This window comes from Streptomyces sp. NPDC048392 (genome assembly GCF_043200575.1).
Taxonomy (GTDB): domain Bacteria; phylum Actinomycetota; class Actinomycetes; order Streptomycetales; family Streptomycetaceae; genus Streptomyces.
Genome location: NZ_JBICYB010000021.1, coordinates 11,154 through 30,588, shown reverse-complemented (window position 1 = coordinate 30,588; position 19,435 = coordinate 11,154). Strand labels below are relative to the sequence as shown.

The following is a 19,435-nucleotide window of genomic DNA, read 5'->3' as shown; positions in this document are numbered from 1 at the left end:
CTGGAGTCGCCATGACCACTCAAAGTCTCCCGGCCCGGACCGACGCCCCGGCCCGGACCCCCGCCGTGCAGGCGGGCGGCCGCGGTGGCCGCAGGCTGCTGCGCCAGCGCGCCGGCCGCCAGCACCACGCCGGGCCCCTCGCCTACGTGCTGCTCGCCATCATGGCGATCCTTTCGATCTTCCCGCTGTACTGGACGATGGTGGCCGCCTCCACCGACAACACCCGGGTCAGCCAGACGCCGCCCCCGTTCCTGCCCGGCCCGAACCTGTTCAGCAACCTCGCCCGGGCCTGGGACGAGGCGGCGATGGGCAAGGCCATGATCAACAGCCTCATCGTGGCCGGGGTGATCGCCCTGTCCACGGTGATGTTCGCGACGCTCGCCGGGTTCGCCTTCGCCAAGCTGAGGTTCAAGGGGCGCAACGCGCTGCTCATGCTGGTGATCGGCACCATGCTGGTGCCGCCGCAGCTCGCCGTGGTGCCGCTGTTCATGATGATGGCCGACCTGGGCTGGTCGCAGCAGCTGCCCGCCGTCATCTTCCCGACGCTGGTGAGCGCGGTCGGGGTGTTCTTCATGCGGCAGTACCTGGCGGAGGCACTGCCGGACGAACTCGTCGAGGCCGGACGCGTGGACGGGGCGCACTCGCTGCGCATTTTCTGGAGCATCGTGCTGCCCGTCGCCCGGCCGGCGATGGCCGTCCTGTTCATGATCACGTTCGTGCACGCGTGGAACGACTTCTTCTGGCCCTTCGTGGTCCTCGACATGACCAACCCGACGGTGCCCGTCGCGCTCACCCAGCTCAGCGCGGGCTATGTCCGCGACCAGTCACTGATCATGGCGGGCGCGCTGCTCGGCACGCTGCCGCTGCTGGCGATGTTCCTCGTCTTCGGCCGCCAGATCGTCAGCGGCATCATGGCGGGCGCCGTCAAGGGCTGACCCGCCGCCGTGCGGCCCGGGTCAGTGCGCACCGGCCGCCGGTCTTCCCCGTATCCGTGTCATTCGCGCCCTCGCGAAACACTCCCATCCTTCTGAAAGGACTTACGTGGTCACCGCAGCACAGCAGACCGCGTCCGCCCCGGACGCCGCCCGCACCTTCCCCAAGGGCTTCCTCTGGGGCTCCGCGACCGCCTCGTACCAGGTCGAGGGGGCCGCAGCGGAGGACGGCCGCACGCCGTCCATCTGGGACACCTATGCCCGCACCCCCGGCCGGGTCCGCAACGGCGACACCGGTGACATCGCCACCGACCACTACCACCGCCGACGTGAGGACGTCGCTCTCATGGCCGAACTCGGCCTGGGCGCCTACCGCTTCTCCCTCGCCTGGCCCCGGATCCAGCCCACCGGCCGCGGCCCCGCCGTACAGAAGGGCCTGGACTTCTACCGGCGCCTCGTCGACGAGCTGCTGGAGAAGGGCATCCAGCCCGTGGCCACCCTCTACCACTGGGACCTTCCTCAGGAACTGGAGGACGCCGGCGGCTGGCCCGAGCGGGCCACGGCCGAGCGGTTCGCCGAGTACGCGGCCCTCGCCGCCGACGCCCTCGGCGACCGGGTGAAGACCTGGACCACCCTCAACGAGCCCTGGTGCAGCGCCTTCCTCGGCTACGGTTCCGGCGTGCACGCTCCCGGGCGCACCGACCCGGTCGCCGCCCTGCGCGGCGCGCACCACCTCAACCTGGCACACGGCCTGGCCGTCCAGGCGCTGCGCGACCGCGTACGCGCCGACGCCCAGGTCTCGGTCACCCTCAACGTCCACCACGTCCGCCCGCTCACCGGCAGCGACGGCGACACCGACGCGGTCCGCCGGATCGACGCGCTCGCCAACCGGGTCTTCACCGGCCCCATGCTGACAGGCGCCTATCCGGAGGATCTGTTCAAGGACACCGCCGAGCTGACCGACTGGTCCTTCGTCCAGGACGGCGACCTGCGGCAGGCCCACCAGCCGCTGGACTTCCTCGGCGTCAACTACTACACGCCCACCGTCGTCTCGGAGACCGACGGCAGCGGCGCCCACGCATCCGACGGACACGGCAACAGTGCCCACAGCCCCTGGCCGGGAGCCGACCGGGTCGCCTTCCACCAGCCCCCCGGCGACACCACCGCCATGGGCTGGGCCGTCGACCCCACCGGCCTGTACGACCTGCTGCGCAGGCTGACCGCCGACTTCCCGGGGCTGCCGCTGGTCATCACCGAGAACGGTGCCGCCTTCGACGACTACGCCGACCCGGCCGGCCAGGTGAACGACCCCGCCCGGATCGCCTATGTACGCGGTCACCTGGCCGCCGTCCACCAGGCCATCCTGGACGGCGCGGACGTGCGCGGCTACTTCCTGTGGTCCCTGCTGGACAACTTCGAGTGGGCCCACGGCTACAGCAAGCGCTTCGGCGCCGTCTACGTCGACTACCCGACCGGCACCCGCATCCCGAAGGCCAGCGCCCGCTGGTACTCCGAGGTCGCCCGCACCGGCGTACTGCCCGGCGCCTGACCAGGCCGGTGCGGCACGTGACAGCAGCCAGTCGTGTGCCGCACCGCGGGTCCGCCCCCGCCCGCCGCACGAGCGGAGGAAGGGGGCGGGCCCGCTCCCGCTGCCGGGTCAGTCGAGCCGGGCGAGGGTGAGCCGGGCCTCGGCCGGATTGCCGTCGTGCACCAGCGACTCGTGGTTGCCGACGTCGTCGAAGGCGAAGGCGTACGCCTTACCGTCGGCCATCCGCTCGTGGATGATCCGTGCGTAGTGGTTGGTCACGGAGTCCCGGTAGAAGTTCGCCGCCGAGGGGTCGGGCTGGTTGGGGTTGGTCAGCAGCGTCGAGCGGTTGAAGCCGGCGCACAGCGTGCGGGAGATGGGGCCGCGCACCTGGTCGTTGGGCGCGTCCAGGAACCGGTGACAGCCGAAGACGCTGGAGGCGTCGGGTTTCTGGAAGCTCGTGACGACCGCGCCGGAGCTGTTGGCGAAGTTCATGACGTTGCCCGAGACACGGCCGAAGTACTTGATGTTCGGCTGGTCCCCGAAGGGCGTGACGGTGAGCGTGGTCGTCGTGTACTTCTGCCATACCCGGTTGATGTAGTCGTTCATGACCGACGCGGGCAGCGCCCCGGTCTCCACCCCGTACAGCGGCGCCAGCGCCCGCAGAACGGTGCCGTCGGGCCGGGTCTGGATCAGCCCGCCCCAGCCGGGCTGCGCCCGCAGCGCGGCGAACACCCCGTTGTAGCCACCGGTCTTGAGCTGCCCGGCGCTGGTCACACTGCCGTCGGCGCGCTGCACGCCGACCGTGTAGGGCGCGGAGAACATGTCGACCTGGGTGCTGTTCAGCCACAGCCCGTCGTTGTTGAGTGTGTACTCGGACCAGTTGAACAGGATGTTGCGGTTGGGATCGCTGGGATTCTGGACGGCCGGCTGCACCAGCCCGCCGGTGGTCAGCCGGAAGTCCAGCTTCTGGCCGTAGGAGAAGTAGATGCGTCCCGACAGCTTCGGGATCCGGATGGTCTTGGTCTGTCCGGCGGCAGGCCCGGGGATGGACGCGTCGGGTGCGGGGGTGGGGGGATTTCCACCGGCGGGCCAGGCGTGGAAGGTGCCGTTCTGGTCTGCCCAGCCCTGCTGACCCGTCGTCAGCGAGGTGCCCAGGTTGTAGATGTGGACGGCGTCGCCGCGGCTGGAGTTGTTGGTGATCTTCAGTGGGATGGTGGCGGGCACCGCGGCGTCCGCTGGCGGTGCGGCGCCGAACGTGAGCAGGGCGCCGGTCAGGCCTGCGGCCGCGGCCACGGCGAGCAGACGGTGTCTGAGTCGGGAGAGCACTCTCCACCTCCGTGCGGGTGTGGGGGAATTGGTCCGTACCGATTGTGAGAGCGCTCTCAGCGTTGCGCCGGGATGGGTCCATGTCAATGTGCGCGGCGGAACAACGCGGGTCGTCCCGGTTTCACCGGCCCCTCGGGCGGCCGGCGCCGCGGTGACGGCGGTTGGACGAGGGACGGCGCCGACGCGCTGTACAGGTCGTTGTGGCAGGTGCGGTGCGGTGCGGTGCGGTGCGGTGCGGTGAATCTGCTTGTCACGACTCTCCCGGCCGGGCGCGGGAGCGGGCGGACCGGTGGCGAGGAAACGCACCGGTGAGGACGAGGATCACCGTCGCGGACAAATCAGGTCCTCAGCCGATCCGCACCCTCGTACCCGGAGCCAGCCGGTGATGGCGGGCCGGGACCCCGGGGCCCCGCTCCCCGAGGAAGCCCCCGACCATCGTGGCACCGATGCCGTTGAGGGCGCCGTCGTGCACGGCAGGCCGGCCGGATGACGTGGCCCGAAGGCCATCCGCGCCTAGGACGTTCGTCTCGCCTGGTACACCGAGTCGTAGATGGGAAAGACGTGCCGCAGGCCGGTCAGGGCGAAGAGCTGCTTGGTGTTGGCGTCGGAGATGACCAGCTTCAGCTCGCCGTGGACCGACTGGACGCGTTTCAGTGCGCCGACCAGAACGCCCAGGCCCATGGAGTCGATGAACGCCACCCCGCGCAGATCGACGACGAACCGGCGGTCTCCGTCCGCGAGCCGCTCGATCATGTACTGCTTGATCGTCGGAACGGTGTACACGTCCACCTCTCCGTGGATCTCCACGATGGTCCAGTCCCCGACGTCGCTGTGGCTGATCTCGATGGGAGGTTCCATACCTACCCAACGGCATGTCCTGGGCAGAGGTGGCACCGCACATTCGTTCTGCATATGCGTGAACGACTGGCCAAAGGATCACCGGAGGTAGTACCGGTGTTACGGAACGAGCGCCAGCCGGCTCGCGCAGGACGCGCGGCGCGCGGCTCGGCCGGCGCGTGACCGGCACATCGCGGCGAACACGTATGCGCATCGACGACCCGGGCGAGCGCCCCGGACACACCTGGCCTGCCTCACTCCCACCGGTTCCGCCGTGCGTGTTCCGCCATTCGGGCCCATCCTGAAAGCCGGGCCACGAAGCCCACAGACCGACCTACCGGGAGGTCCTGTGATTCTGCTCGCGCTGCTCCTACCGGTTGTGATGATGGCCTTCCTCTTCGCCGCGGACGCTCTCGAGGACCTGATGTTCCCGCCCCCGGCAGCCCCGGAGGAGGATGCTCCCGGCACCGACATCGCCGGGACGACGCTCCCCTGAGCGGGTGACGGACACGATTCGCCCGGTCATGAGACCCGTCCGGCCGCGGGACGAGGGGCGCGCCGGGCGGTGTGGCCGGGGCGGATCAGTCCTGCCAGGGAAAGGGCACCCGGCCCGAAGAAGACCAGCAGCAGAAAGCCCCAGCAGAACAGGGCGGGGGCCAGTCCGCCGTTCTGGAGCGGGAAGATCCCGTCCTTCTGGTGCTCGGTGAAGTAGGCGAAGGCCATGATTCCGGAGCTGAGGAACGCCGCGCCGCGCGTCGCCACGCCGACGAGCACGAGAGCACCGGCCACCAGCTCCGTCACTCCGGCATACCAGAACGGCCAGTCACCTACAGGGCTGGCCCGTCGGTCCAGGAGCCCGAAGACCGTCGCAGCGCCCTCACTGGTGAACAGCAGGCCCAGGACGATGCGGTACAGGCCGAGGGCCAGGGGCTGCTGCCTGGTCAGGCGGTCGTTCAGGCGTGCGGTGCTCATCGGTGCGCTCTCCTCAAGTCGAACGGTGTGCGTGCTCGCACGGTCACGGGCACGGGCCGGACGGCCGGGCGAGAGCCCTCCCGTAATCCCTCCCTTCCTTCCTACGTGCGCGCGAGGCGTTCGACTCAGCGGAGGGCGCGTCGACGACCGGAGTCTTCGCGGTGCGGTGACCGGGACCCCGGCGCGTCAGGCGGCGAAGCGTCGCCGGCCGCCCGGTGGGGGCCGACGTCAAGCGCTTCCCGTAGCGGGTCGTCGGCCTCCCGGACCTGCTTCTTGACATGTCCGCCGCCAATTACGATGCTGGACCTGCCTTCTTCCATCGATGTAAGTGACGGCCCGTGGAAGCGGAGGGACATGTCGACCCGGTCCGAAAGCCCACCGAACGGAACCAGGAAGCTCTCCCGCTCCCTTCACGGTGCCGTCGCCGCCCTGTCGGCCGGCGTCCTCGCCGTCCTTCTGCTGCTCGTGGCCTCAGCCGGTTCGGCGCAGGCCGACCGGACCGGTCTCCGGGCCGCCGACCCGAGCGTGATCAGGGTCGGCGGCACCTACGTCTCGGTGCAGTCCACCGGAGGTGGCATCGCCGTACGCCGGGCCGGGTCCACGGCCGCGCTGGCGGCGGCACCCGCCCGTCAGGTCTGGTCGGACACCCACGCCCGCGGCGAGGTGTGGGCCCCCGAGATCGTGCGGGACGGCGGCCGCTACTACATCTATTTCTCGGCCGGACGCGGAGCGGCCCACCGGATGTACGTGATCAGCTCCACTGCCGCGGACAGCGGGTACACGGCCGAGACGAAGCTCGCGCTGCCCGACGACAAGTGGGCCATCGACGGCACCCTGTTCACCTTCGAGGGGCAGCGGTGGTTCGTCTGGTCGGGCTGGGCCGGTGACACCAACGTCGAGCAGAACCTCTACATCGCGCGGATGAGCAGCCCCACCACGCCGGCCGGCCCGCGGTACGTCATCTCGCAGCCGAGGGAGAGCTGGGAACGGGTGGTCGGTACCCCGTTCATCAACGAGGGCCCCGAGCCCGTCAGGGACCCGAACGGACAGCTGCACATCGCGTACTCCGCCAACGGCAGCTGGAGCGACCAGTACTGCGTGGCCGACCTCAGGCTGCGGGCCGGCGGCGACCCGACGTACGTGTGGGACTGGTACAAGTCCAACGGCTGCCTCTTCGGCTCCCACCGCGCCACGATGATGGCCGGCTGGGACCCCACCCGGTACGTCGACGGGCCCGGCCACCACAGCTTCGTCCTGCTCGACGGCGACATCGCCACGAGCCCGCCCGCCGGTCCCCGGTTCCCCCTGATGTTCCACGCGGTCGCGAAGGGGACGCCGTATGCCTGGGAGAACCGGTACTGGTACACCGGCACCTTCTGCTGGTGGGGCGGGACCACCTACAGCCGTGCCAACGTCCCGGGGCCGACCAGCGACACCGGCTGGGGCCTCAAGTTCTTCGAGTAGAGCGCGTCGGCCGGGCCCGCGACCCGATCAGGGCGCCAGGGACCAGCGGGGTGGCACACCGGTGAGCCGGCAGACGAGGAAGTACAGCGGTATGGGCGCGGTGTAGGGCGAGTCGCCGTCGGGGCCGTGGATCAGGCGCGGACCGGGCACCCGGTCGGCGAGGCGCGGCCGGGTCCAGGACGGGTCGCCGGCGACGTAGTGGGTGCTGGGCGGCCAGGCGACCCCGATGTCGGATCCGGAGGGGACGATCCACCACCAGCGTCCCCCGTCGGCGAACACACAGCCCGCGCGGGGCAGGCAGGCCAGGATGCGTTCACCGTGTTCCGCGGGGATGCCCACGGCGTCGTGGCCCAGGCCGTCGCGGAGCCCGGCGGGAAGAGGGAGCGAGGCCGGGTCGGGGCGGCGTCGGCGGGGCGGGCCGGAGGTGACGGAGGTGCGCGAGCGGTCACGGGCGGTGGCTGCGGACGGACGTGGGTCACGGGCGTGCTGCAGGTCCATGGGGGGTGTCCTTCGGCCGGGCGGGGAGCGGCCGGGCCGGGCGGGCCGGCGTGGCCGAACTGCTCCACTTCGACGCGCGGACGGTCTGCCGGCGCGCGCAATCGACGGACAGCGGGAGAACGTTGTCATGCGGGACCGTCCCGTGGGTGGGGAGGTGCCTCCAACAGGACGGGTCTGGTCGTCGGTTGCGAAATGCAGGGGGCGGTGAACCCACTGTGTCATTCGTCAACAACCCTGCGCAACAGCCAAGTTGAAAATTGCAGCCGCGTGGATGCATGCTCCCTCGGACGGACCGGCGCTCATGGCAGACTTGCGAGTCCGGCCCCTGGCGCGGGACGGCGAAGGGAAGACGGTGTGACCGCGGAGACGCATTGGGGCGGCGCCCCCTCCGTGCTGCGGATGATCCTCGGCAGACAGCTGGAGGAGTTGCGCACCCGCGCCGGCCTGACGTTCGAGCAGGCCGGCGAGGCCATCGGGGTGAGCCACTCGACGATCCGTCGTCTGGAGGCGGCGAAGGTGGCCCGGTTGCGGCTTCCGGAGGTGGAGAAGCTGCTCCAGATCTACGGCGTCCGCGACCAGCAGGAGATCGACACCTTCCTGGAATCGGCGCGCGAGGCGAACAAACGGGGCTGGTGGCACACCTACCGCGACGTCATGCCGGGCTGGTTCGCGGCCTACCTGAGTCTGGAGCAGGCGGCCCTGCACATTCGCGCCTACGAGGCCGGTCTGGTGCACGGCCTGCTGCAGACTCCGGCCTACGCGCGGGCCCTGCTGAGCGCCGGCCACCCGCACGCCTCCTCCGGGGCCATCGAGCGGCGGGTGGCCCTGCGCATGCGGCGTCAGGAGATCCTCACCCGCCCCTCCCCGCCCCGTCTGTGGGTCGTGATGGACGAAACGGTCCTGCGCTGGCCCGTCGGAGGCTCAGAGGTGATGCGGCAGCAGGTGGACCATCTGATCGAGGTGGGCCGGCTGCCCCACGTGACAGTCCAGATCATGCCGTTCGCCGGCGGCCCGCACCCCGCCATGCGGGCCGGCGCGTTCGACCTCTTCCGGTTCCGTGCGCCCGAACTGCCCGACATCGTCTACCTCGGCGGGCTCGTGGGCGCGGTCTACCTGGACAAGGGTGACGACGTGGTCGTCTACCGCGAGGCCCTGGACCGGCTGGGTGCCCAGGCGGTGCCGGCCCGGGGCACCGAGGGGCTCCTCGGTGCGCTGCGCAAGGAGTTGTGAGGACCTCCGGCGACCGACAGTCCACTCGTACCGCACGACCCGACGGAGAGGGGCGAACGTTGTCCGACAGCGGATGGCCGGCCGACCGAATCGACACCGAGCACGCGCACTCGGCACGGATCTACGACTACATCCTGGGAGGGAAGGACTACTACCCCGCCGACCGCGAGGCGGGCGACGCGATGGCCGGGGAGTGGCCCGCGCTGCCCGTCCACATGCGCGCCAACCGGGACTGGATGAACCGCGCGGTGCGGTGGCTGGCCGAGGAGGCGGGCATCCGCCAGTTCCTCGACATCGGCACCGGCATCCCCACGTCGCCCAACCTGCACGAGATAGCGCAGTCGGTGGCTCCCGAGTCGCGGGTGGTCTACGTGGACAACGACCCGATCGTCCTCACCCTCTCCCAGGGGCTGCTGTCCAGTACGCCCGAGGGCCGGACGACGTACATCGAGGCGGACTTCCAGCGTCCGGAGGCAGTCCTCGGATCCGCCGAGTTCCGCAGGACCCTCGATCTGAGCGAGCCCGTGGCACTCACCGTGATCGCGATCGTCCACTTCGTCCTGGACGAGGACGACGCGGTCGGCATCGTCCGCCGCCTCCTGGAGCCCCTGCCCCCGGGGAGCTATCTGGCGATGACCATCGGCACCGCCGAGTTCGCCCCCGAGGAGGTGGGACGGGTCGCCCGCGAGTACGCGGCCCGCGACATGCCGATGCGGCTGCGGACCATCGAAGAGGCCCACGAGTTCTTCGAGGGTCTGGAGCTGGCCGGGCCCGGCATCGTCCAGGTCCACAAATGGCATCCGGACGGCGCGGGCGAGCAGGGCATCCGGGACGAGGACATCGCGATGTACGGGGCGGTGGCGCGCAAGCCGTGACGGCCCCGCAGGGCTGACCCGGCGGCCCGGCCGACGGCGGGGGTGGGCCGGCCCGCGCCCACCGCCTCCTCGTGCCAGCCTCTCCAGGCGTCTGCCGGCCGTGGCCGGCCGGTTGCGGCCCTTCTTGACGACCCGCTCGCTCCGTACCTCGCGAGACTGCCCGGCCATCGCGTCGAGGTGGGTCTCCAGCTCGTCGATGGTGTCGGAGAGGTCGAGGGCCTCCTTGGCGTCCGGGTCGACCAGGTGCGGCACCTCGCGTCCGGCGGCCGGGCGTTGGGCGGGGGAGCTCCCCGGCACCTGGGTCAGGATCGGCAGAGCGCTCGCGGCGGCGGGGCGCCCGTCGGTGGTGGATCCGTTCGTTGAGGCGACATCGATCGGGCCGAACAGCCGCGTCTGCGCGGTGAACCTGGACAGCGGAATCTCCCGGGCAGGACGCCCCCTTCGGCGCTGCCCCCGCACAAACGAACAAACGTCCACTTCCGTCGCCGCACCCCGGCCGGCACCTCGGCCCACGGCAGGGTGGTGTCATCGACCAGACTGTCCACCATGAACCATTCCCTCTCGCCGTCGGCTCGCACCGTGTCAGCCGTGGCCGCCTCCGTACTGGCGGCCTGCTGTCTCACCGCGTGCTCCGAGGGCAGGAACGAGGCCCCGGCGGCCATACGCGTCAACCAGGTCGGATACGTGGCCGGCGAGAAGAAGTTCGCCTACGTCATGGGGGACGGGGACAAGCTGGCCGACGCGGAGTTCGAGGTCCTGGACGAGCGGGGCAGGACGGCCGAACACGGCAGTCTGGGCCCTTCACTCGGTGACTGGAACAGCACGTACACCGCCGTGCATCCGATCGACCTCTCGCCGCTCGACCGCACCGGCACCTACCGACTGCGGCTCGTCGGCGCGGACGCCGGCCCGCCGGTCCGCTTCCGTGTGGCACCGGCCAGGCAGTTGCTGGACCCGCTGCGCGCGGACACCGTGCACTTCTTCGGCACCCAGCGCGACGGCAGGGACGTACTGCCCGACGCGACCGGGCGGGTGCCCTCGCACCTGGCCGACGAGCGGGCCCGTGTCTACGAGACCCCCGACCCGGAGTCGGCCGACGGAACGACGGCGGCCCCGGCACTGTCCGAGGCCGGCGGCCCCGTGGACGTGTCGGGCGGCTGGTTCGACGCCGGGGACTTCCTGAAATTCACGCACACCACCTCCTACGTCGTCGCTCAGATGCTGAGCACCGTCCGCGACGCCCCGTCGGTGCCCGGTCTGCGCGAGGAGGCACAGCACGGTCTGCGCTGGCTGGACAGGATGTGGGACGAGGAGACCGGCACCCTCTACGCACAGGTCGGGCTCGGGTCCGGCGGCAAGGAGGTCCGCGGTGATCACGACGTGTGGCGGCTGCCGGAGGAGGACGACCATCTCACCGTGCGGCCGGGGGACGCCGACTACCTGATCAAGTACCGGCCCGTGTTCCGCGTCAACGAACCGGGGGAACCCATCAGCCCCAACCTCGCGGGCCGGGTGAGCGCGGCCTTCGCCCTCGCCGCGCAGACCGAGGCCGAGAAGCACCCGGCGCGGGCCCGTGAGTGGCTGGACAAGGCGGCCGCCGTCCACGCACGGGCCGACACCCGGCCCGACGACGGAGCCCTGGCCACCACCACGCCCGCGGACTACTACCAGGAGCGCTCCTGGCGGGACGACATGGAGTGGGCGGCCGTCGAACTCGCCCGCGCCGCGGACGCCCTGGGCGACACACGCGGCTCGCGGTGGAGCGACGAGGCGCTCACCTGGGCCCGCGCGGCGCTCCGGGACGAGCACGGCGGCACCCTGGGCCCCGCGGACGTCAGTGCCCTGGCCCACGCCGACGTGCTCTCCTCGGCGGACCCCGACGCGGGCCTGACGGCCGAACTCGAGGCGGAGCTGAGGCGGCAGTTGGAGACCGGAAGGAAGCGGGCTGCCGGGGACCCCTTCCGGTCGGGCGTCATACCCAGCGACTTCGACGCCGTGCCGAACTCCTTCGGCCTGCTCGCGACCGCCCGACTGTACGCGCGCGTCACCGGCGACCACCGCTACGACGACTTCGCCGCACAACAGCTGGCGTGGGTCTTCGGGGCCAACGCCTGGGGCACCAGCTTCGTCGTGGGCGCGGGCGACCTGTATCCGCACTGTCTCCAGCACCAGGTCGCCAACCTGGCCATGAGCCACACCGGCCGTGGCGACATCCTGCGCGGAGCCGTCGTCAACGGGCCGAACGACGCGGGCCTGCTGAGAAGACCGGAGACCTTCGACGCGGGGCGGTCCTGCTCCTTCGCTCCGGACGGCATGCCGTGGTCGGAGTTCGACGGCCACGGCGCCGGTTACGTCGACGACGTCCGGGCCTGGCAGACGGTGGAACCGGCGGACGACTTCGCCTCGACGGCTCTGTACGCGCTCTCCCTCACGGTTGCCCGGACCTGACGGTCGGGCGAACGTCCGCAGCGCGCCCGGGACGGCTCAGGAACGGGTGGGCCAGGTCCGCAGGAGGGCGTCCAGCGCGTTGAGGATCTCCGTCCAGCTCTCCTGCGGGTCGGGAGCACTGTGGCTGAAGGCCCCCGCGCTCTCCAGTCCGACGTAACCGCTGAAGACGCTGCCCAAGAGCCGTACGGCATGCGTCTGATGCGGTTCGGCCAGGTCGTAGCCACGCAGGATCGCCCGCGACATCTGGGCGTGCCGCACACCGGCGCTGGAGGCCGCCGTCTGCGCGTCGAGGGGGAACCGGGAGGCGGCGAAGCGGCCGGGGTGCTCAAGGGCGTACTCGCGGTAGACGTCCGCGAAAGCGATCAGCGCGTCCTTGCCGGCTCTGCCCGCCACCGCCTCGGAGACCCGGTCGGCCAGCTCCTCCAGGGCGTACAGCGCGATGCCGGTCTTGAGGTCGTGGGCGTTCTTCACGTGCGAGTACAGGCTCGCCGTCCTGACGCCGAAGCGCCGGGCGAGCTCCGCGGGAGTGGTGCGCTCGAAGCCGATCTCGTCGGCCGTCTCGGCACCGGCCCTGACCAGGCCCTCGGTCGTCAGTCCTACCCGAGCCACACCAGTCCTCCGCATCGCTCGCCGAGCAGCCGTGGACGATTATGAGCCTGCCTAACAGGATTAGGCAACCGTGTCCTGCCGTTCGGCCGTGCCCGCGGAGCGCAGGGCCTCCCGGCGTCGTACCAGCACACGGCCTGAGGGCGGTCGGCACTCCGGCGCCGGTGCGCCGGGGTCATTCCGACGCCGGCTCCGACGCCGACACCGGCTCCGACATCGGCGCCGGAGCCGGACGGTCCGCCGGGCTGCCGGAGCCCTGGTCCCGCTCCATCTCCTGCCGCCACAACCGGTGCTCCCGATCCGCCCAGGCCCGGGACACGGACCCGCGCCACATGCCTTCGAGAGCGCCCGAGTCACTGGCCCCCTTCCAGACGTGACCGGCCACGGCCACCCCGATGGCCAGAGCGAGCCAGTCGTGGACGAACGTCGCCCCTGTGCGGAGCGACAGTGACACGAGGTCAGGGAACCAGAGCAGGAGTCCGGTCCCCACCATGACGAGACCGGCGCCCCCGGTCCAGGCCGCGTAGACCTTCTGGCCCGCGTTGAACTTGCCCGAAGGGATCTTCGACGCCCCCCGCCGTCCGAGGGCGGCGCCGAGCCAACGGCGGTCGTGGGCGTCGAAGCGGTTGAGCCGGGACAGGTCCGAGCGCAGTGCCCGGGAGGCGAGGCCCAGCAGCACCGGCAGGGGGAGCGCGATCCCGGACCACTCGTGCACCGTGACCACCAGCCTTCGCCGGCCGACGAGTTCGGCGAGGGGTGCGACGTACAGGCACGCCGCGGCGGCGATGCACACCCCGGCCAGGAGGGCGGTGGTCTGGTGGACCCAGCGTTCGGCGGGCGTGAAGCGAGGGAACCGGGCGGGCCGGGGCGGCGCCGGCCGCCCGGCACGGTCAGACGGTCGGGGCATCGTCACGGCCGTTCGAGCGGCCCACCCACGCGTCCACGTCGTAGCCGAGACGCTCCCAGTAACCGGGGACCACCTCCTTGGTCACGGTGATGCCGGACAGCCACTTGGCGGACTTGTAGAAGTACATCGGGGCCACGTAGAGCCGTACAGGGCCGCCGTGGGAGTGGCTGATCGGCTCGTCCTCCATGGCCGTGGCGACCAGTACGTCGGCTCGGCGCGCCTGGGCCAGGGTGAGGCTCTCCGCGTACTCGCCGTCGAAGCAGGTGAAGCGGACGGCCCGGGCCTCGGGCGACACTCCGGCGGCGTCGAGGAGCGTGGACAGGCGCACCCCCGCGAACGGTGTCCGCGGCACCCGCCATCCGGTCACGCACTGCACGTCACGGACGAGCCTCCGCCGGGGGAGGGCCGCCAGGTCGGACAGACGGTAGGTCCTCGGCTCGGCCACGAGCCCGTCGATCTTCAGGCGGTAGTCGGTCTCGTCCCGCTCGGGAACGGAGCCGGTCACGGAGTAGTACCGGAAACGGTTGCCCGGAAGCAGGTCCGACAGGCCGGTCGGGTCCTTGCGGGCGACCACGTCGAGGCCGCCGGAGACCAGACGTTCGAGCGGCCCCCCGGTCACGACGCCCACGGCTCCGAGCCCGACCATGCCCAGCAGCACGCGCCGTCCCACCGGAGCGCCGCGGCGGTCGGCCCCGCCGTCCTGGCGAGGTGCCGGCACCTCGGGGTGAGAGTTGCTCATACCATTTCCACGCATCCTCGCGGTGGCGGGCTGAGAACGGTGCTGATCCAGCCCCACGGCAGTGGTGTGAGTCACAGGGTAAGGGGTGCCCGCCGGGCGAGGAAGTTCCGGTCCCTCACGACGGCACGGCCGGAACGCGGGGAGGCCGCAGTGAACGCGGGGCGGTGCTTCCGCCTGACCCGGGCCGCGGTGTTCGCGGCCGTCCGCGTGCTGCTCGCCACCCCGGAGCGGTCCTGATGGCGGGCGTCCCCGTGTCCTGGTGGGCCCTTGTCGCCGCGGTGGCCGGGTCCGGGGATGGTCCCTCACCCTCCCCGCACCACCGCACCGCCCACGCGCCGTCGCCCGGCGCGGCCGCGCGGCGCACCGGCCGCGTCGGCTGTTCCTCGTGTACGCGATCACTTACCGGGGAGGACCGCCCACGGGGACCGCTGCGGTCTGAGACAGCCGGTCTCCCGACGCCGCGCCGGGCTCCCCCGCCAGGCCGGTCCCGGGCAACGGGTGTACGCCGCCGCGCGCGTACGCCCGCCACCCCTACGCCCTCACCGGACCCGTCGCCAACTCCGTTGCCGCCCGGCCCGGAATCCGGACCCCCGCATGCCGACTCCGCTTGCCGCCTGCCCTACGCGGAAGCGGCGGGGCCGATCGACTGCCCGGTCGGTACCGTCCACTCCCGCGTCGCCCGGGGTCGCGCCGCGCTGATCCGGTGCCTGTGCGAGCCGAGTACACCGAGTACACCGAGTACGCGGAACGGGCGATTCGGGCCCCCGCACCGTGCCGTTAGCATGTTCGAACTCGTGACGATCCGTACGAGCGACCTAATTGTCCGACCCCTAGCAAACGGGCCAAACAAGTGAAAACCATACCAACACGAATATCGTCGCGCGGGGACCGCGGCTCCCTGTTCGCCGCGTGGCGTCGGCCGCGGGCCCTGCTGTGGACCGCGGCGGGTGTGGTGACCCTCGGTTTCCTCGTCGCGCTGGAATTCGCCGCGCGCCACTACGGCGAGCGGGGCCCGATCACCCATCAGGCGCGTGAGGTGGTCTTCGCGCCCGACTCGGGGCCGCTGCTGTACGCCGGCCTCGCCCTGACGATGGTGGTGCTGACCTGGCGGCAGCGCCTGGTCGCGGCCGGTGCCGCGATCGGCATCGACGTCGTCTTCTGGCTGGTGCGCTGGGCGGTCGGCGCCGACATGAACTTCGGCAACGGCGCGCTGTGGGTGGTGCTGGGCTGTGCGGTCCTCGCCGCGACGCGCCGCACGGGCAGTGAGCGTGTCCTGTTGCTGAAGGGAGCCGGCCTCGGCCTGCTGCTGGTCGCCGGACACAAGACGGGCGACACCTGGCTGCTCATCACGTCGGAGACCCGCAGGGCGGTGCTCGACCCGTACGTGGCCACCGCCGACCATGCGCTGGGCGACCCCGCGTGGCTGGTCGGCCGGTTCGTCGATGCCACCGGGCCGGTCGGCGATCATGTCCTCCACCTCGTCTACGGTCAGCTTCCCCTGGCCGCGGCCCTCGTCGGCCTGTACCAGCTGCGTCACGTGGCGGTCGAGCGCCGGTTCCCGGGCCACCACCTCGTGCGCACCTTCCTCGTCATCGGCCTGCTCGGGCCCGCCATCTACATGATCTTCCCGGTCGTCGGGCCGGTGTTCGCCTACGGCGCCGACGGCGGACAGTGGGCGGCGGCCAACCTGTGGCCGGACACGCTGCCGCCCGCCGGCACCGCGCACTCGATGCCGTTCGACGGGATCACCCCGCGCAACTGCATGCCCAGTCTGCACACGGCGTGGGCCACGACACTGTTCATCCACTCACGCAGGGGTTCGCGGGCCATGCGGTTCGCGGGCGCCTTCTGGCTGGTCGCCACCCTGACCGCGACACTCGGCTTCGGGTACCACTACGGTGCCGATCTCATCGCCGGAGTGGTCTTCGCGCTCACGGTCGAGGCCGCGATGCGCTCGTTCGCGCGCGGCTGGGACCGCGCGGGTGTCCGGCTGGTCGCCCATGGCACGACGGTCTTCGCCGTGCTGCTGGTGTCGTACCGCTACCTGCCGGACGAGATGGCCGAGCACCCGTGGGCCGCCGGGCCGCTGCTCGTCCTCGCGATGGGCTCCGTGATCCTCGCCTACGTGCGGACCATCAGGCTCTGGGAGCCGAAGGCCGCGCCCGCAAGGCGGCCGGAACCGCCACGCCCCGCCGAGCCGCGGCCCGAACCGGTCTGAGCACCGCGCGGGTGCCCGGCAGTCCGGACAGAGTTACCCGAGGCGCGTCAGGACGCCACGAAGCGCGCTATCCGGCCCAGCACCACCGTGTCCGCCAGGTAGCCGATGTGGGTCTGGCACAGCACGTTGTTGTTGGTCGCGCCGCTCAGCCGGGTGCTGGTGTAGGGAAGGATGATGCCGTCGCACGCCGAGTACCAGGTCGCGTACCTGGTGCTGCCCGGTGTCTCGTCGCCCGACGTGATCCGGTCGATGAACGACGAGCCCGGATACATCTGCCGGCAGGTGGTGTAGATCAGGCAGGCGCCCGCGTAGGTGGTCCCGTGATTCGCGCCGGCGATCGAGGCGAGGTGGCTGACGCTGGAATGCCCGCCCAGCACCTTCAGGTAGTACTGGCTGACCAGACCGCCCATCGAGTGGTTGACGATGGCGACCTTGCTCGCGCCGGTCCGTGCCTTCACGTTGTTGACGAAGGAGGCGAGGCCCTGGGCGTTGGCGACGTTGTCGCCGTAGGAGTTGTACTCGTAGGCGAAGAGGTCGGAGCCGGACCAGCCGTTGAGCCGGAAGACACTCATCGCGGTGACCCAGTTGGACGCGCTGCCGGTGTAGCCGTGGACGAAGACGACCGGCGTGCTGGTGGACAGGGGCCGGGCGGCGGTGTCGGCCGGCCGGGCGGCTGCGGTACTCGCGGGGACGGCCGCACCGGCGGCCGGCCCCGCGGAGAAGAGGCCGAACGCGACCGTGGCGGCCGCGAGAACACCGAGAAGCCGGCGTGGGGAACGACGACGCATGGGGCCCTCCAGGAGAGGATTCGGGTGCCTGACCCGACCAGGTTCCTGGGGCGGGGCACCGGCGCCATCGGCAGAATCACCAGCGGTCTCCCACGGAGAGGGGGAAGGTGTCAGGCCTTCTCCTGCATGGACCGCCGGGCGGGGTTGCGCTGCTCGGCGGCCTTGGGGTCGTTGTCGCCCGCCTTCGCCCGCACGCCCCGGGCGATGCGGTCACCGATGGTCTCGTCGATGTTCGACCAGTACGCGAAGGCACGCTGCAGTACGGGCTCGGTCACCTCGTTGAGGAGGTGGTCCACCACGTTGTCGACCAGCCGGTCACGGGCCGCGTCGTCCATGACCTCGCGCACCAGGGTGCCCGGCTGGCCCCAGTCGTCGTCCTCGGCGTGGCTGACGTAGGCGGTGCGGGTGATGGCTCCGTCCGTCTCCCAGCCGGGCGGAGTGCCGAACTGCTCGGTGTCGGCGGCCGGACCCCCCTTGGAGTTCGGCGCGTAGACCGGATCCGTCGACTTCCGGTAGGCCATCGCACCGTCCTTGGAGTAGGTGCGGACGTCGACGACCGGGGCGTTCACGGGGAGCTGCTGGTAGTTCGCGCCGATCCGGTAGCGGTGGGCGTCGGCGTAGGAGAAGAGCCGGGCCAACAGCATGCGGTCCGGGCTCGGGCCGATACCGGGGACCAGGTTGTTGGGCTGGAAGGCCGCCTGCTCGATCTCGGCGTGGTTGTCCGTCGGGTTCCGGTCGAGCGTCATGCGGCCGACCGGGATGAGGGGGTAGTCGCCGTGCGGCCACACCTTCGTCAGGTCGAAGGGGTTGAACCGGTAGCCCGCCGCTTCCCTGTACGGCATGACCTGGACGTGCAGCGTCCAGCTCGGGTGGTCGCCGTCGCGGATGTGCTCGAAGAGATCCCGCATGTGGTAGTCGGTGTCGGCCGCGGCCATCTGGTCGGCCTCGTGCTGAGTGAAGCACTCGATGCCCTGGTCGGTCTTGAAGTGGTACTTGACCCAGAACCGCTCGCCGGCGGCGTTGATCCACATGTAGGTGTGGGAGGTGTAGCCGTTCATGTGGCGCCAGGAGCGCGGGATGCCGCGGTCTCCCATCAGCCAGGTGACCTGGTGCGCGGACTCCGGCGAGAGGGTCCAGAAGTCCCACTGCATGTCGTGGTCGCGCAGGTTGCTGTCCGCCCGGCGCTTCTGCGACCGGATGAAGTGCTGGAACTTCATCGGGTCCTTGACGAAGAACACCGGCGTGTTGTTGCCGACCATGTCGTAGTTGCCCTGGCTGGTGTAGAACTTCACCGCGAAGCCGCGCGGGTCGCGCCAGGTGTCCGGGCTGCCGCGCTCGCCCGCGACGGTCGAGAAGCGGGCGACCAGGTCGGTGCGGGTGCCCGGCTGGAATACGGCCGCCTTGGTGTAGGCGCTCACGTCGTGCGTCACCTCGAAGTGGCCGAAGGCACCGCTGCCCTTCGCGTGCGGCTGGCGCTCCGGGATCCGCTCCCGGTTGAACTGCGCCATCTGTTCGATGAGATAGGCGTCCTGAAGGAGGACCGGACCCGCCGGGCCCGCGGTGAGCGAGTGTTCGTCGCTCTCCGCCGGTGCGCCGGAATCCGTGGTGGTGGCAGGCGGGGTGTCCGTCATGAGGCTGCCTTTCGTGTCGGGAAGTGGCTGACGCCCGGCCGCACCGTGCGAGCCCCGCAGCGGACCCGCCCCTCCGGTCCGGGTGCGGCCGTGCGTCGAGCAGGGCGGGCCCGGTGCGGCGGAGCCCCCGCCCTGCTGGTCGTGCCGCGTCCCGGCGCGGGGAAGCACCGCGTACGTGCCCATCCGTCCGGGAATCTCCGGAGTGCCGTCGTCCGTATCAGTCTCCGCCGCCGCCCGGACCTCGCAAGCCGAGGGCAGGACGGGCGGGGACGTGGCCCGGCACTCCGCCGCAGGAGGCGGGCCGTGCCGCCGATCGGCCGTGGGGGGGGGGGGGGGGGCGGGGCGGGGGGCGCCCCCCCCCCCGGGGGCCCCCCCCCCCGGGGGGGGCCGGCCGGCCCAAACCCGGCCCCCCCCCCGCCCCCCGCCCGCCGCCGCC

General features: G+C 71.4%; 17 protein-coding genes and 1 pseudogene. 8 read left to right on the top strand and 10 right to left on the bottom strand.

The features are described 5' to 3' along the window. Positions 1-11: 11 nt before the first annotated feature. Together ACGFYH_RS25030 and ACGFYH_RS25025 are read left to right on the top strand one after the other, a co-directional pair. Positions 12-935, top strand: coding sequence for a carbohydrate ABC transporter permease (locus tag ACGFYH_RS25030; RefSeq protein ID WP_393805406.1), 924 nt, complete (start codon positions 12-14; stop codon positions 933-935). A gap of 106 nt (positions 936-1,041) precedes the next feature. Next, complete coding sequence (locus ACGFYH_RS25025; RefSeq protein WP_393805405.1) at positions 1,042-2,481, top strand: GH1 family beta-glucosidase; 1,440 nt, start codon at positions 1,042-1,044, stop codon at positions 2,479-2,481. A gap of 108 nt (positions 2,482-2,589) precedes the next feature. Here the strand turns inward: ACGFYH_RS25025 and ACGFYH_RS25020 are convergent, their stop codons facing one another. Together ACGFYH_RS25020 and ACGFYH_RS25015 are read right to left on the bottom strand one after the other, a co-directional pair. Continuing rightward, positions 2,590-3,786, bottom strand: coding sequence for a glycoside hydrolase family 64 protein (locus ACGFYH_RS25020; RefSeq protein WP_393805404.1), 1,197 nt, complete (start codon positions 3,784-3,786; stop codon positions 2,590-2,592). Between the two features lie 513 nt (positions 3,787-4,299). Then, positions 4,300-4,644 carry an STAS domain-containing protein gene (locus tag ACGFYH_RS25015; RefSeq protein WP_393805403.1) on the bottom strand — a complete coding sequence of 115 codons (345 nt, stop codon included), beginning with the start codon at positions 4,642-4,644 and terminating at the stop codon, positions 4,300-4,302. Between the two features lie 328 nt (positions 4,645-4,972). On the opposite strand from ACGFYH_RS25015, the gene ACGFYH_RS25010 reads away from it, so the two are divergent. Next, the gene (locus ACGFYH_RS25010; protein ID WP_393805402.1) at positions 4,973-5,119 is read left to right on the top strand and encodes a hypothetical protein; all 147 of its coding nucleotides are present in this window, start codon (positions 4,973-4,975) and stop codon (positions 5,117-5,119) included. A 26-nt stretch (positions 5,120-5,145) separates the two neighbouring features. Here the strand turns inward: ACGFYH_RS25010 and ACGFYH_RS25005 are convergent, their stop codons facing one another. Then, positions 5,146-5,595 (bottom strand): DoxX family protein, encoded by a 450-nt coding sequence (locus ACGFYH_RS25005; RefSeq protein ID WP_393805401.1) that lies wholly within the window; start codon positions 5,593-5,595, stop codon positions 5,146-5,148. 354 nt (positions 5,596-5,949) lie between these two features. Here ACGFYH_RS25005 and ACGFYH_RS25000 point away from each other — a divergent pair, with 354 nt between their 5' ends. Continuing rightward, positions 5,950-7,059 carry a glycoside hydrolase family 43 protein gene (locus tag ACGFYH_RS25000; RefSeq protein WP_393805400.1) on the top strand — a complete coding sequence of 370 codons (1,110 nt, stop codon included), beginning with the start codon at positions 5,950-5,952 and terminating at the stop codon, positions 7,057-7,059. Between the two features lie 27 nt (positions 7,060-7,086). Here ACGFYH_RS25000 and ACGFYH_RS24995 read toward each other — a convergent pair whose 3' ends face one another. Further along, complete coding sequence (locus ACGFYH_RS24995; protein WP_393805399.1) at positions 7,087-7,557, bottom strand: hypothetical protein; 471 nt, start codon at positions 7,555-7,557, stop codon at positions 7,087-7,089. Positions 7,558-7,911: 354 nt separating this feature from the next. Between ACGFYH_RS24995 and ACGFYH_RS24990 the strand changes: the two genes are divergently transcribed. Both ACGFYH_RS24990 and ACGFYH_RS24985 read left to right on the top strand, forming a co-directional pair. Beyond that, entirely contained in the window at positions 7,912-8,787 is an 876-nt protein-coding gene (locus ACGFYH_RS24990) for a helix-turn-helix domain-containing protein (protein WP_393805398.1), read from the top strand. Positions 8,788-8,846: 59 nt separating this feature from the next. Next, a complete protein-coding gene (locus ACGFYH_RS24985) occupies positions 8,847-9,662 on the top strand; it encodes an SAM-dependent methyltransferase (protein ID WP_393805397.1) in 816 nt (271 codons plus the stop codon). Here ACGFYH_RS24985 and ACGFYH_RS24980 read toward each other — a convergent pair. Then, positions 9,662-10,004 (bottom strand): annotated as a pseudogene (locus ACGFYH_RS24980) (ATPase); the annotation flags it as partial. The gene ACGFYH_RS24985 and the pseudogene ACGFYH_RS24980 sit on opposite strands and share 1 nt — an antisense overlap. 204 nt (positions 10,005-10,208) lie before the next feature. Here ACGFYH_RS24980 and ACGFYH_RS24975 point away from each other — a divergent pair. Next, positions 10,209-12,110 (top strand): glycoside hydrolase family 9 protein, encoded by a 1,902-nt coding sequence (locus ACGFYH_RS24975; protein WP_393805396.1) that lies wholly within the window; start codon positions 10,209-10,211, stop codon positions 12,108-12,110. Between the two features lie 36 nt (positions 12,111-12,146). Here ACGFYH_RS24975 and ACGFYH_RS24970 read toward each other — a convergent pair whose 3' ends face one another. From ACGFYH_RS24970 to ACGFYH_RS24960, 3 genes are all read right to left on the bottom strand, one after another. Beyond that, entirely contained in the window at positions 12,147-12,719 is a 573-nt protein-coding gene (locus tag ACGFYH_RS24970) for a TetR/AcrR family transcriptional regulator (RefSeq protein ID WP_393805395.1), read from the bottom strand. 172 nt (positions 12,720-12,891) lie between these two features. Continuing rightward, on the bottom strand, positions 12,892-13,623 hold the full coding sequence (locus ACGFYH_RS24965; protein WP_393805394.1) for a cytochrome b/b6 domain-containing protein: 732 nt from the start codon (positions 13,621-13,623) through the stop codon (positions 12,892-12,894). Beyond that, the gene (locus tag ACGFYH_RS24960) at positions 13,607-14,362 is read right to left on the bottom strand and encodes a molybdopterin-dependent oxidoreductase (RefSeq protein ID WP_393805393.1); all 756 of its coding nucleotides are present in this window, start codon (positions 14,360-14,362) and stop codon (positions 13,607-13,609) included. Before ACGFYH_RS24960 ends, ACGFYH_RS24965 begins: the two co-directional genes overlap by 17 nt. Positions 14,363-15,212: 850 nt before the next feature. Here ACGFYH_RS24960 and ACGFYH_RS24955 point away from each other — a divergent pair. Next, positions 15,213-16,580 carry a phosphatase PAP2 family protein gene (locus tag ACGFYH_RS24955; RefSeq protein WP_393805392.1) on the top strand — a complete coding sequence of 456 codons (1,368 nt, stop codon included), beginning with the start codon at positions 15,213-15,215 and terminating at the stop codon, positions 16,578-16,580. Positions 16,581-16,627: 47 nt separating this feature from the next. Here the strand turns inward: ACGFYH_RS24955 and ACGFYH_RS24950 are convergent, their stop codons facing one another. Together ACGFYH_RS24950 and ACGFYH_RS24945 are read right to left on the bottom strand one after the other, a co-directional pair. Beyond that, a complete protein-coding gene (locus ACGFYH_RS24950) occupies positions 16,628-17,368 on the bottom strand; it encodes an esterase/lipase family protein (protein ID WP_393805391.1) in 741 nt (246 codons plus the stop codon). A 110-nt stretch (positions 17,369-17,478) separates the two neighbouring features. Beyond that, on the bottom strand, positions 17,479-18,999 hold the full coding sequence (locus ACGFYH_RS24945; RefSeq protein WP_393805390.1) for a catalase: 1,521 nt from the start codon (positions 18,997-18,999) through the stop codon (positions 17,479-17,481). Positions 19,000-19,435 lie beyond the last annotated feature (436 nt).